This is a genomic window from Desulfobacula sp. (genome assembly GCF_030611305.1).
Classification (GTDB): Bacteria; Desulfobacterota; Desulfobacteria; order Desulfobacterales; family Desulfobacteraceae; genus Desulfobacula.
On record NZ_JAUWQB010000019.1, the window covers coordinates 1 to 13,742 of the forward strand.

The window sequence follows — 13,742 nt, forward strand, 5'->3', positions numbered from 1 at the left end:
TGATAGTTATCGGATGAGAGAAGAGAAAAAGCAATTATAATTTAACCAGGCTGGCAGTTCAAAAACAACGATCTGCCAGTTTTTTTTGCATACATTTTCAAAGCAGGGATTTTATGACATTTTCACGCCGCCGCTCACAAATTTTGTGGGCATACGCTCCTCTTCGAGCCGAGGACAAGACGGACATTAATTTAAACCGGAGAATAGTTTAAGACTTGCTCAGGGCCGTTTCAATCTCTTTAATTACTTTTTGTGCAGCCATGGCAGGATCGTCGGCATCCCTTATGGGCCGGCCAATGACAATCAGGTCACTGCCAAGGGCAACTGCCTCGCCAGGTGTAGTTATCCTTTTTTGATCATCATTTTCAAGAAGTGTCCAGGAAGGCCTGATTCCCGGTGTTACGGCCAGAAATTCATTTCCAAAAGTTTTTTTCACCTGCTGGACCTCTTTACCGGAGCAGACCACGCCTTTGCACCCGGCGTCATATGCCATTCTTGCCCTGTACATGACCAGAAGACTGGGATCTTTTACAAACTTATCTTTAAATCCGGAAGCTTCAACCGTATTGGCATCATTATCCGTTAAAAGGGTGACACCCAGAACGCCTGTTCTTCCCTGCCCGCCCTGCACAGCCTTTTCAAGCATATTTTTTGATGATGAACAATGGACTGTTACAAGATCAACTCCTAAGTTTGCAACCCTTCCCATGGCTTTTAGAACAGTAGCTGAAATATCATGAAGCTTGAGATCAAGAAATATTTTTGCACGGCTCTCTTTTTTTACCATTTGAACCACGGAAGGCCCCTGATCAATAAACAGTTCCAGCCCGATTTTAAACATTCCCACCTTTGCATCAAGGAGTTTCACATACTCTTTTGCTTCCTTTACAGAAGCAAAATCCAATGGAAATACAATATAATCCTTACCTGTTTTTTGCATAACCAAATCCTTATCGATTAATTCAGAATCATGAATATGGCAACACTGATTTTAAAAGAAATATTCATTATCTTACAGAATTTCTATATATTATCTGCATAAACAACGCTGTCTCGCCCAATTTTCTTGGCATGATATAAAGCTGTATCTGCTGCCGCCAGCAATACGTCAGAATTTTCAACACCCGTATATTGGGACACCCCGATACTGACAGTAATTGAGACATTCCCTTTTTCAGTGGAGATTTCACTGTTACAAACGTACTCACAGATCCGTTCAAACATGACGTCCTGTTTTAACCCTTTAGATCCAGAAGCCACAACCAGGAATTCTTCACCCCCAATCCGGCCCACATGGTCATTTAACCGCAACTTGTCCGCGACCAATCGGGTAAAAGCAATCAATACCTCATCACCAATTTGATGGCCATAGGTATCATTCACCTTTTTAAAATAATCAAGATCACACACGCCAACGCACAGACCGGTTTTTTCCCGTTTCGCCCTGGCAATCTCTTTTTCCAGCAGTTCCATAATTGCCCGGCGGTTGTAAATATTGGTTAAAGGATCATGCATGGCTTCATGTTTCAGTGATTTGTATGCATCGACAAGTTCGAATTGGAGCTTTACCATCCGTTTGCCGACATTGATTCTGGCTCTGAGCTCTTGATTATCATAGGGTTTTGAAATAAAATCGTTTGCACCTGCTTCAAGGGCCTTGACGATATCCTTTTTCTCATCTTTTGACGTCAGAACAATCAGGTAGGGTGGATCGGAGGTATCGATTTCACGTATCCTTTGACAAACCTCAATCCCGTTTATTCCAGGCATTTGCCAGTCAAGGATAGCAAGTCTGGGCGCATCTTTAGATTGCATGACATCCCATGCTTCTTTTCCATCGCACGCCAAAACCAGAGTAAAGCCCCATTTTTTTAAAACTGACTCCAACATGATCCGGGAAGTCCTGTCATCTTCGGCAATCAATATTTTCATCAGATCATTTCCTCCATTGTCTTTCTCAATTTATCAAATGCTTCCTCCAATTGGGGCACAAGAAGGATAAGCATACCTAAATCCCCGGCTTTTCCGGCTGTTTCGATGTCATAAGCAATTTCTCTGAGGGCATCAGCTCCAACATTACCTGCTGCACCTTTGATTTGATGTCCCTGTTTTCCTGCATCCTCTGTGTTTTTTTGATGAATAAACCCTTTAAGCGATTCCATCTGTCTTGGTATATCCTCTAAAAAACCTGAAATAACTATTGCAGCCAGCTCTGCATCACCCAGCAAACGATCCATAAAAGCATCTTTATCAAATACCATCAGATCATTTTGTACAATTGTTTTTTGATTCAATGTCTTGTCAGGCGCAAGGTCCAAAAGCGCTGCCACCGACTTCTCTCTGGGTAACCAGCGTTCCAGGGCTTCCAAAAAGAGTTTTGCATCTACCGGTTTAGAGACATAGTCATCCATGCCGGCTGAAATGCATTTATCCCGGTCTTTTTTCATGGCGTGAGCGGTCATTGCGATGATGGGTATTCTTTTTTTACCGGATTCAAATTCTTTTTCCCGAATTTGACGTGTGGCTTCAAGACCGTCCATTTCCGGCATCTGCATATCCATTAAAACAAGATTATAAAAAGATTCTTCAAGTGCTTTTACGGCCTGGACACCATTTGATACCGTTTTTACACCAATAAAGCCAAATTTTTTTAAGAGGCCTGTAGCGACCTGCTGATTTGTAATGTTATCCTCGGCCAGGAGGATACGAATATTCTTTCTTTGCAGTTCTCGAACCGTGTGTCGGGTGATAATGCCACTTTCCTGTTGGGGTTTGGAATCACCGGATATAATAGTTGACAGGCAGTCAAACAGGTCTGAATGGCCCACCGGTTTCATTAAGTAGGCTGCAAATCCTGCTTTTTCAAATAATTTGGCATCCCCCACCTGCCCCATTGAGGTCATCATGATCAGGTGAACTGATTTGAGGTTATCATCTGCTTTAATGACCTTACCTAATGACAGACCGTCCATTCCAGGCATCTGCATATCTAAAATAGCAACTTGAAAGGGATCTTTTTCATTGTCTGCCTGATAGAATTTAAGCAGGGCGTCAGATCCATCCACTGCACTTTTTACCCTGCACCTCCAGGAACCTAACTGGCCCTGAAGTATGTCACGATTGGTCTCATTGTCATCCACCACCAGGATATGGTATCCCTTCATGTCAGGCATGTGCACCGGCATGACGGGCTGTTCGGGCTCTTCCTGTTTTTTAAAACAAGCTGTAAACCAGAATTCAGATCCTTTGTCAACTTCACTGTTTAAACCGATTTCTCCCCCCATCATTTCACAAAATTTTTTGGAGATGGTCAGGCCCAGACCCGTGCCCCCGAATTTCCGGGTAGTGGAAGCATCTGCCTGTCTAAAACTTTGAAAGAGCAAATCATGTTTTTCTTCAGGGATACCGATACCGGTATCTTTTACGGAGAATAAAAGTTTAACCTCTTTTGGGGTCTCTTTTTTCAGGTACGACCGAACTGAAATTTCCCCTTTAGCGGTAAATTTGACAGCATTGCCCACAAGATTGGTAAGAATCTGCCGAAGCCGTCCGGGGTCACCCCGGATCAGGGCAGGCACGTCCGGGGATGCGGCGCAAATAAATTCCAGATTCTTTTTTTGAATACGTAAAGACATCATGGATGCAAAATTATCAAGCAGGGAACGCAGGTCAAAATCGATGACTTCCATCTCAAGCTTACCGGCTTCTATCTTTGAAAAATCAAGGATATCATTAATCACGATTAAGAGGGATTCTCCACTGTTCCGCACGATGTTGGCATAATGACGCTGGTTACTGGTAAGACCTGTATCCAGTAAAAGACCGGTCATCCCGAGGACGCCGTTTAAAGGGGTGCGGATCTCATGGCTCATGTTGGCAAGAAATTCACTTTTGGCAGCGTTGGCAATTTCAGCTCTTTGAGCCATCATGTTTGCCCGTTCAATGGCTTTTTCAAGCTCCTGGTTCATCTGGTTTAATTCATCCTGTACTCGTTTTTCCCGGGTGATGTCCTGAAAATTAACCACAATGCCGTCGGGCTTGCCATGGGCATCCAGAAGCAGTGCCGCACCGATCCGGACTGCAATCGTACTGCCGCTTTTGGTTGTTCGCACCGTCTCAAACCCGAACAAGCCCTCCCCTTTTAAAACCCTGGCAACGGCTTTTTGCGCTGCCGAATTTTCTTTATCCGGAACAAAATCAATCCGATTGCCCAAAAGCTCATCCGAACTCCATCCAAACACACGGGTAAAAGCAGGATTAAGATATGACACCTTGCCTTTTACATCATATACCAGCACCGGGTCTACAATGGTTTTCATCAAAGTTCTAAGCCTTCCTTCGCTTTCTCTCAGTGCTTCCTCGATTTTCCTGCGTTGTGTAACATCTGTAAGCACAGAAATTTTTTGATCCTTTAAAAAAGTGGACCTGAATTCTATGTGTTTTGACTGGCCATCTTTACATCTAATCTTGAATTCTCTATGCTTTCCAAGATATGAATGATTGCTGTCATTGCTCCATACTCCAGAGACCTTCTTGCGATAATTTTTATCTGGATAGGCTTTCTTAAACCAGTCCTCTTTGGTGGGAATATCTTTAAGCGTATATCCTGTAATTTTTGTAAAAAAAGGATTTACATAAAGGTATTCACCATTGTTATCAATCAATGTAATTCCATGGGGTGTGCTTTCAAGAATTGTCGAAAGGGTTTCTTTCTCTTTTTGTCGGGCCTTTTCTTCCTTTTTGCGATGGGTGATATCCCGCCAGATAGTATGAATTTTATGGTTACCTTCCTGGTTGGAAATCGTCGTTAGAAGAACCTCTACAGGGAAAACTTCTCCATTTGCTCTGATGTGATCCCATTCAAACAGATGACTGCCGTTTTTCAGCGCAAGACCCATCATTTTTTTTGCTTTTATGAAAGAGTTTTCGCCATCCGGTTGATTGTCCGGGGAAAGTTCTGAAGGATGAGTTTTAAGAAGTTCTATTTTATTTTTATACCCCATCATATCCACTGTTGCCTGGTTGCAGTCAACAAATTTTTCATTTTCGATTATCAAAATAGCATCCTTTGATTTTTTAAACAGGATACGATATTTTTCCTCACTTTCTATAAGCGCTTGTTCGGTCTTTTTGGGGTCGGTGATGTCATTTCCTGAACTTAAAGATCCAACAATGTCACCATTTGAATCTTTTAAAATAGCGTTGTGCCAGGCAATAATACGCCTTGTTCCATCTTTTCTTAAAACCAAATTTTCATAATACTCAATCGGTTCAACAACACCTGCCATTAATTGATGAAAAATCGTTAAAACTTCTTCCTGAAACCGTTCCGGCAGACAGGTTTTAAACCAGTTTTTACCGACAAGTTCTTCTTTTCGATATCCTAGAGTTTCCAAGCCGTATTCATTAATAAGCGTGATGTTCCCTTCTTTGTCAAGAGCAACAAATAAGACCCTGGCAATAGAAAAATATTTTCGGGCCTGGTACTCACTGTTATGGCTGAAAACCTGCTGTTCTAATTCTTTTACCCTGAGCTCCAGTGCTTCGTAGCTTAGCTTTTTTTTCATACAAAAATTCCATGTATTAAAAAGTGAAAAAATTGCTTATTCTCTCCTATAATCTGGTTAGAGGCTTTAGTCAACAATCTCACCAGTTTATTCTTAGCTTTACAAATCCGCCAATCATTGATACTGATTCAAATTATGAATCAGGACAAATATATACTTACCATGCTGGTAGAAAACGAACCCGGTGTAACAGCCAGAATTGCAGGACTTTTTGCCGGACGAGGCTATAATATTGAAACCATCTGCGGTGCCCCCACAGCCAATCCAAAAATGTCCAGAATCACCATTACAACAAAAGCCAATCCTCTCCAGCTCGAACAATGCAAAAAACAGATTAAGCGCCTTGTAAATGTCATTAAACTCAGAAACATGACAGGAGAAAAAGCTGTAAAACGTGAGATGGCCCTTGTTTGCGTTAAAGTAACGCCTGAAACCCTGAAAAAAATAAAAAAAATTATCACAGCCTTTGACGGCCGCATGATGGATGCGGGTCAGCAATATTATATTTTCGAAGCAACCGGCAATGAGGATACGATTGATGAGCTTCTTGCCCTGCTTGAACCGTTTGGCATCAAGAAAGTTGCAAGATCAGGAGTACTGGCCCTTTATAAAGAATCCAAGGGGGGAAAATGACCTGTTCGGACAAGCACGAAAGCCTCAAGAATTTGCCAGGCGTTGATCATATTCTGGAACTTGTAAAAAAGGACGATCGCTTCCTTGATATCCCCCGAAGTGTGATTCTTGATTCCGTAAGATCCGCCCTTGAAAATATAAGGAAAGATATTCTGGCGGATATTGAAACACCGACAACCGATGAAACCATCCTTATGAAGATGCAACTCCTTGCAAAAGAGAAAATCCGGCCCAGACTTGTTAGTGTCATCAATGCCACCGGCGTAGTTCTCCATACCAATCTCGGTCGGGCTCTTTTATGTGACGATGCATTGAAGAATATAATAAGTGTTGCCCAATCCTATTCCAACCTTGAGCTGAAAATTAAAACCGGCAAAAGAGGGATTCGATATGAAGCGGTGGATGAACTGATCTGTGAATTGACCGGTGCCCAGAGTGCCATTGTTGTAAACAATAATGCCGGCGCAGTATTACTGGCGTTGAACACCGTGGCCAAAGACACACAGGTTGTTGTATCCAGAGGCGAGCTTGTTGAAATCGGCGGGTCTTTCAGAGTACCGGATGTGATGTCAAAAAGCGGATGCATCTTAAAGGAAGTGGGTACCACAAACCGAACACACCTCAAGGATTATGAAAATGCAATATCGGATAACACAGGGCTTTTTTTAAAAGTTCATGCCAGTAATTATAAAATTGAAGGCTTTACTGCCAGTGTTGCCTTAAAAGACCTGGTATTACTTGGAAAAGATACAAACATACCGGTTATGGAAGACCTTGGATCCGGAACCTTAATTGATTTCTCAAAATACGGTCTTCCCCCGGAGCCCACGGTTGCAGATTCTGTTCGTTCCGGCGCAGATGTTGTAACATTCAGCGGGGATAAACTTTTGGGAGGGCCCCAGACCGGAATCATTGTCGGGCGAAAAGAGACCATTGATCAAATCAAAAAAAATCCTTTAACCCGGGCCCTGAGAGTTGATAAACTGACCCTTGCAGCCCTTGAATCAACATTAAAACTTTACAGGGATGAGGAAAAAGCCATCCGGGAAATACCCACCTTAAGAATGCTGACCCTGTCCTTTAAAGATATTTGTAAAAAAGCCACCTTGTTATTCAAAACTATTGAGGATGATATCGGGTCCCTGGCTGATATTGATTTTGCGGACCTGAATTCAAGGCCGGGCGGAGGCTCCTTTCCCGAACTGAATCTTCCGACCCGGTGTATCACCATTCAACCTAAAAACATGTCGGTATCCAAACTTGAAATCAACATGCGTCTGTCAACACCGGCCATTATCGGCAGAATAGAAAATAATAAATATATTTTGGATCCCAGAACGATTCAAACCGGCCAGGAAGTAGTCATCTCTTCAACCTTAGCCAAAGTACTGGTAAAAAAATGACAAGCAAATTCTCTTCAAAAGAAATTCATTTTCTGAAAACCGATTCTGATGGTTTCAACCTAAAACCGCCTGAAACCTATTTTAGTGATCTTCTTCTGGAAAAAACGGTTCAGATCAAAACTTTTGAGAAAAGACTTTCAGAAGCAAAAATTCCTGGAAAAAAATTTTTATGTGCCATACTCCAGATTTCATCGGATGTATCAGACTCTCTTCAGGAAAAAGCAAACGATACGTTTGAAGCCTTCTTTAACTCATTTTTGGATAATGAAAGAGGAATCTGGGAAACCTTAGGAGAAACTTCGTTTGTTCTGGCATTCTGGGACTATGATAGTGAAAAAAAAGCCTCTCGGCTTATTGTTTCATTAAAAAATAAAATGTCGGCTGCCCTTAAGGCAGATATTCTTGTAGGTGTGGCAAAATTTCCCTATCATGACTTTTCAAAATCTCAAACCTTTGCCAATGCACTCAAAGCCATAGATCATGCTGCCTTTTTCACGCCAGCCGCTCTGATACATTTTGATGCCACATCATTAAACATCAGTGGAGATCGACTTTACCAGCTTAATAAATCCGATATGGCAATCATAGAATATGAAAAAGGCCTTGAAATAGAACCCAATGACATTAACCTGATCAACAGCCTCGGGGTCTGTTTCGGTGTCATGGGGAACCTTGATAAGGCAAAACTTGAATTCAAAAAAGCCATGACGATTAACCCCAATGAACTCATGGTAATTTACAATATCGGCCTTCTTTATCAAATTGAAGGTGATCTTGACAAAGCCATCGTCTATTTACGAAAAGCCCATGGCATTGATCCTTGTATTTTTGAAGTTGAACTTCTCCTTGGGCATCTGCTCATAAAAAAAGAACAGCCGGACCAGGCCATGCCTCATCTGGAAACGGCCAGCCGGATAAATCCGAAATCAGGCCTGGCTTTCAGAATGAAAGGTGAAATTTATCTTAATAGAAATCTTCCCGGAAAAGCAGACCGGGAATTTAACAGGGCCATTAAACTGAATCCTTCTGACGCAGTTTCTTTGTCCGGATATGCAAAATCCCTGGAACTCCGGGGGAAAAACCTGAATATCGCTCTTACCTTTGCAAAGAACAGTATTACCTTTGAACCGGACAATAAACTGTTCAAGGAAAGATTAAAAATTATCCAGGAAAAAATTGAAGGCACTACCCCTCACAAAAAAAAGAATAAAATAGCATAATTAACCTATTGAAAAGAATAAACAACCATGAAAAAACTTATTCAACAATCTGTTGATGAGAGTATCCGAGCAAAAAAAGAATTTTTTGCCGGGAATATTGAAAAAATAGAATCCTGTGCATCCATGATGGCCCTCACTCTAAAAAAAGGCAGGAAAATACTCTTATTTGGTAATGGCGGCAGTGCGGCAGACTGCCAGCATATTGCCGCTGAATTTGTCAACAGATTCCAGATGGAGAGAAGACCGCTGCCGGCTATTGCGCTTACCACGGACACATCCATTATCACCAGTATCGGCAATGATTATTCCTATGAAGATATCTTTTTCAAACAACTCCAGGCTCTCGGGAAAAAAGAGGATATTGCCCTTGGCATCTCAACTTCGGGAAATTCCCCAAACGTCATCAAAGCAATGCGGGAAGCAAAACAAATGGGACTTTCCATCATTGGTTTCTCTGGAAACAAGGGAAAATTAAAAGATTTGAGCGATTTTTCCTTTTGTGTTGATTCCAACACCACAGCAAGAATACAGGAAGTTCATATTCTGCTGGCTCACATTTTGTGTGACCTTACAGAAAGGATTCTTTTCAATGAAAGATCCATTTAAACCCTTAGATTACAGCAAATTTAAAGCCCATTCCATCAAGGACAGGCACAGCAAAGTTGATATAAAGGATTTTTCAACACCATGGAAAAAAGGAGGCCGCCTTTCAGCATTTCTTGATACCCTGCCGTCCATCCTGGCCGGCAATGATCTTCGCTGTGTCATAAAAGCTATCAGCCTTGCAGCCAAAAACAAAAGACAGGCCTGCTTTGCCATGGGCGGCCATGTCATAAAAACAGGCATGTCCCCTATAATCATTGATTTGATGGAAAAAAATGTTTTTACTCTGCTCTCCATGAACGGATCCGGCATTATCCATGACCTTGAAACTGCCATGGTGGGAAGAACCTCCGAAGATGTGGCCCAATCACTTGGTGACGGCAGCTTCGGCATGGCAAAAGAGACATCAGCTTTTCTCAACCAGGCCATCAAAAATACAAAAAAACAATCCATTGGACTGGGAAAAGCAGTGGGAGACATGATCCTCAAGGAAAACTTTAAATATAAACATCTGAGCCTGACAGCAAAGGGGTCCGCCCTTGATATCCCCGTCACCGTCCATGTGGCCATTGGTACGGATATCATCCACATGCATCCTCATTTTGATGCAGGGGCCTGTGGAGAAGCGTCTCATTATGATTTTAAGCTGTTTGCCTCACACATCACCGATCTGGAAAAAGGCGTATTTATCAATGCCGGCTCTGCCGTCATCCTGCCGGAAATATTTTTAAAGGCTGTCACCCTTGCCAGAAATCTCGGATTTGTGCTGGATGATTTTACAACTGTCAATCTTGATTTCATCCGCCATTACAGACCCATGACCAATGTAGTGAACCGCCCTACCCTTGGAAAAGGCAAAGGCTTCAGCATTGTCGGACACCATGAAATACTGATTCCTTTGATTGCCGCTGGCGTGATTGAATCCCTATAAAAAAGACCTGGTGAAAAAATTCCGTGTGCCTGTTAGAAAAATGAATCTTTCCTTGTGCTCATTTTGTAAACACGTTAAGAATGGCAAAGAATCCTGGTAAAAATGATCAGGATTCTTTTTTTTTAAATCTAAAAATGGAGACATACTATGAACCGTACCGGCGGACAACCTGGCAGCTTGGATTTTACCGTGGACAAAAGCAATCTCTATCGTGAAGAATCTGTCACAGATCTCAAGATCGCCAACATACAGCGGCTGGTACCTGTGCATCTTGACGGATCAGAAGACAGCAGCAGAGAAACCATTTTTCTGGGAAGAACCCAGCTTAGCACCCCCCAGGGCCCTATACCCATACAGGCAAAACTTGCGGCCAAAACACTTGAAGAAGCCATGGACACATTCCCGAAAGCTATGGAAGCTGAAACCCAGAAGGTAATGGAGAGTTTTAGACAGATGCAGGAACAGAAGAAAAAGGCAGAAGAATCAAGAATTATCATGCCGGGAATGAATAATTGATCTTTATAATTTCCAGCAATATAAGCTGTGTTGTAAATTGATAGTAAACCCTTTTTTCAATTTACATGAAATTCCCCTGAAGTCATAAAAATACTGACTTGAAAATCCTCAATTAAATCCTTATATTGGTTTGTTTAAATAAATTAGGAAAGAGGTGGGGTTAAAAAAATGCCAATCTATGAATATAAATGCAATACGTGTGGAGAAAATTTTGAGACCCTTGTTATGGGGGGCTCAACACCTGAATGCCCGTCATGTGACAGCCAGGATCTATCCCGGCTGATGTCTGCCTGCGGGTTTATTTCAAAATCATCCGGGCCTGGCGGTGAGACACAGGTTAAATCATCTGCTTCATCAGCCTGCGGCAGCTGTTCATCTTCCAGTTGTTCTTCCTGCGGGGTTGGATAGGCTTCCATGAAAAAAAATATACGTATTGGTACCAGAGGAAGTAAGCTTGCTTTGTGGCAGGCTAATTTTATCAAATCAGAAATCGAACGCCTCTTCCCGGATCTTAATGTTGAGCTGAAAATTATCAAGACAACCGGGGACAGGATCACGGACAGACCCCTTGCCATGGTGGGCGGAAAAGGATTGTTTGTCAAGGAAATCGAGAATGCGCTCTTAAATAGCGATATTGATCTTGCCGTTCACAGTATGAAGGACATGCCGGGCAAACTGCCTGAAGGCCTTATCATTGGTGCTGTCCCAAAAAGAGAAAACCCCTTTGATGTTCTCATTTCAAAAGATAATCGCTTGTTAACCGATTATAAAAAGGGTGCTAAAATAGGCACTTCAAGCCTCAGGCGTGCTTCCCAGATCAAGCATATCAGACCGGATGTGGCAATTGTTTCCATCCGGGGCAACCTGGACACCCGGATCAAAAAACTCAAATCCGGTGAATATGATGCCATTGTGCTTGCGGCGGCAGGTCTTCGACGTCTGGGACAGGAAAGTGAAATCACCGAATACCTGGATGAAACTATTATGCTACCGGCTGTGGGACAGGGAGCACTTTGTATTGAAACCAGAAAAAATAATGGTGATATCGCATTAATTATGGAAACTCTGGACCATCATGACACGCGGATCTGTGTGACAGGAGAACGGGCATTTTTAAAACAGATAGAAGGCTCCTGCCATATCCCGGTGGCCTGTTTCGGCAAAATTAAAGATAATCAAGTGGTGCTGACTGCGGTCGTTGCCTCGGAAGACGGCAAAGCGTTAATTAAACAACAAATTGTTTCCCCGATGGATAAAGTGGAAAGCCATGGTCAGACGCTAGCCGACCAGGTCCTTGAAAAAGGCGGGAAAAAAATACTGGAGCATTTGAATTCAAATGACGGATAAGACGGGCACGGTATATCTGATTGGCGCAGGTCCGGGTGATCCGGGTCTTTTAACCATTAAGGCAAAAGAATGTATCGAACATGCAGATGTTGTGGTCTATGATTATCTTGCATCTCCTTTTTTACTGGATTACGCCAAAAAAGATGCCCGGATTATTTATGTGGGGAAAAAAGGCGGGGACCATACCCTTTCCCAGGATAAAATCAACCTGTTGCTGGTGGACAAGGCCAAACAGGGGCTTGATGTGGCCAGGCTGAAAGGCGGTGATCCATTCGTATTCGGCAGGGGCGGTGAAGAGGCCCAGATGCTTTTGAGCCACGGGGTGCCCTATGAAGTGATCCCGGGTGTTACCTCGGCGATTGCAGCACCTGCCTATGCAGGGATTCCGGTAACCCACAGGGATCACACCTCTTTTGTATCATTTATTACCGGTCATGAAGATCCTACCAAAAAAGATACTTCCATGCAATGGGATGTATTTGCAAAATCCAATGCAACCCTTGTATTTTTAATGGGAGTTAAAAATCTTGAAAATATTGTAAAAAATCTGGTTAAACACGGTAAACCATCAGACACCCCGGTTGCCCTGGTCAGATGGGGTACTACTGCCAGGCAGCAGACCGTCACCGGGACGCTTAAAACAATCGTTAATCGGGTTAAAGAAGCAAAACTCACATCTCCGGCCATTATTGTTATCGGTCATGTGGTTTCTTTAAGAGACGAACTTTCCTGGTTTGATAAAAAACCCTTATTTGGAAAACGGATTGTGATTACCAGAGCCCGCGCCCAGGCAAGCGACCTTGTGTCAAAGCTTTCAAAACTTGGAGCCCTGTGCATTGAAATTCCAACCATTCAAATTGCTCCACCTGAAGATACAGCCCCTTTAAAAGAATCCATTAAAAACATAAAGGATTATGACTGGCTCATCTTTACCAGTGTCAATGGTGTTAAATACTTTTTTGATACCTTCTTTGATATGGGCAAAGATGTGAGAGCATTGGGACACCTTAAATTTGCATGTATCGGTCCTGTGACAAAGGAACGGTTAAAAGATTACGGCATTATCAGTGATATCCTGCCTGAAACCTATAGAGCTGAAAGTGTGATTGATGCATTTTCAACCGTTGGAATAAAGAATAAAAAGGTATTGCTGCCAAGGGCAAAACTAGCCAGAACCATTCTGCCTGAAGAATTGACAAAAATGGGGGCTCAGGTTAATGAAGTCGCTGCTTATGAAACCCGGCTCAATGCGGATGGAAAAGAAGAGCTGATTTCTCTTTTGGGAAAGAATGAAATTGATGCAATAACCTTCACAAGTTCTTCCACGGTATCCAATTTTATATCACTGCTTGAATCTAAAGATGCCAAAGAACTTTTAAAAGGAATTATAACAGCCAGTATCGGGCCTATCACCTCAGACACGGCAAGATCCTTTGATATTGAACCGGACATTGAAGCCAAAGAGTATACCATTCAAGGTCTTGTGGATTCTTTGTTAACTTACTATGAAAGCAAAAAATAA

At 42.5% G+C, this 13,742-nt stretch carries 12 protein-coding genes; 9 read left to right on the forward strand and 3 right to left on the reverse strand.

What is annotated here, in order from left to right:
* Positions 1 to 208 precede the first annotated feature (208 nt).
* From pyrF to QAI40_RS05400, 3 genes are all read right to left on the reverse strand, one after another.
* Positions 209 to 940 carry an orotidine-5'-phosphate decarboxylase gene (pyrF, locus tag QAI40_RS05390; RefSeq protein WP_299980943.1) on the reverse strand — a complete coding sequence of 244 codons (732 nt, stop codon included), beginning with the start codon at positions 938 to 940 and terminating at the stop codon, positions 209 to 211.
* A gap of 83 nt (positions 941 to 1,023) precedes the next feature.
* Positions 1,024 to 1,932 carry a GGDEF domain-containing response regulator gene (locus QAI40_RS05395; protein WP_299980941.1) on the reverse strand — a complete coding sequence of 303 codons (909 nt, stop codon included), beginning with the start codon at positions 1,930 to 1,932 and terminating at the stop codon, positions 1,024 to 1,026.
* Positions 1,932 to 5,567, reverse strand: a complete 3,636-nt coding sequence (locus QAI40_RS05400) for a PAS domain-containing hybrid sensor histidine kinase/response regulator (protein ID WP_299980939.1) — start codon at positions 5,565 to 5,567, stop codon at positions 1,932 to 1,934. The genes QAI40_RS05395 and QAI40_RS05400 overlap by 1 nt, the downstream gene beginning before the upstream one ends.
* A gap of 135 nt (positions 5,568 to 5,702) precedes the next feature.
* Here QAI40_RS05400 and ilvN point away from each other — a divergent pair, with 135 nt between their 5' ends.
* The 9 genes from ilvN (at position 5,703) to cobA (ending at position 13,742) form a co-directional block, all read left to right on the forward strand.
* Positions 5,703 to 6,200: an acetolactate synthase small subunit gene (ilvN, locus tag QAI40_RS05405; protein ID WP_299980937.1), complete on the forward strand. Its 498-nt coding sequence runs from the start codon at positions 5,703 to 5,705 to the stop codon at positions 6,198 to 6,200.
* The gene (gene selA, locus QAI40_RS05410) at positions 6,197 to 7,603 is read left to right on the forward strand and encodes an L-seryl-tRNA(Sec) selenium transferase (RefSeq protein ID WP_299980935.1); all 1,407 of its coding nucleotides are present in this window, start codon (positions 6,197 to 6,199) and stop codon (positions 7,601 to 7,603) included. The genes ilvN and selA overlap by 4 nt, the downstream gene beginning before the upstream one ends.
* Entirely contained in the window at positions 7,600 to 8,823 is a 1,224-nt protein-coding gene (locus QAI40_RS05415) for a tetratricopeptide repeat protein (protein ID WP_299980933.1), read from the forward strand. The genes selA and QAI40_RS05415 overlap by 4 nt, the downstream gene beginning before the upstream one ends.
* A 27-nt stretch (positions 8,824 to 8,850) precedes the next feature.
* Positions 8,851 to 9,429 (forward strand): D-sedoheptulose-7-phosphate isomerase, encoded by a 579-nt coding sequence (locus tag QAI40_RS05420; RefSeq protein ID WP_299980931.1) that lies wholly within the window; start codon positions 8,851 to 8,853, stop codon positions 9,427 to 9,429.
* On the forward strand, positions 9,413 to 10,357 hold the full coding sequence (locus QAI40_RS05425) for a hypothetical protein (protein ID WP_299980929.1): 945 nt from the start codon (positions 9,413 to 9,415) through the stop codon (positions 10,355 to 10,357). The genes QAI40_RS05420 and QAI40_RS05425 overlap by 17 nt, the downstream gene beginning before the upstream one ends.
* 147 nt (positions 10,358 to 10,504) lie before the next feature.
* Positions 10,505 to 10,873, forward strand: a complete 369-nt coding sequence (locus tag QAI40_RS05430; RefSeq protein WP_299980927.1) for a cytoplasmic protein — start codon at positions 10,505 to 10,507, stop codon at positions 10,871 to 10,873.
* Between the two features lie 168 nt (positions 10,874 to 11,041).
* A complete protein-coding gene (locus QAI40_RS05435; RefSeq protein ID WP_299980925.1) occupies positions 11,042 to 11,281 on the forward strand; it encodes an FmdB family zinc ribbon protein in 240 nt (79 codons plus the stop codon).
* Between the two features lie 6 nt (positions 11,282 to 11,287).
* Positions 11,288 to 12,220: a hydroxymethylbilane synthase gene (gene hemC / locus QAI40_RS05440; RefSeq protein WP_299980923.1), complete on the forward strand. Its 933-nt coding sequence runs from the start codon at positions 11,288 to 11,290 to the stop codon at positions 12,218 to 12,220.
* Positions 12,210 to 13,742: a uroporphyrinogen-III C-methyltransferase gene (gene cobA / locus QAI40_RS05445; RefSeq protein ID WP_299980921.1), complete on the forward strand. Its 1,533-nt coding sequence runs from the start codon at positions 12,210 to 12,212 to the stop codon at positions 13,740 to 13,742. The genes hemC and cobA overlap by 11 nt, the downstream gene beginning before the upstream one ends.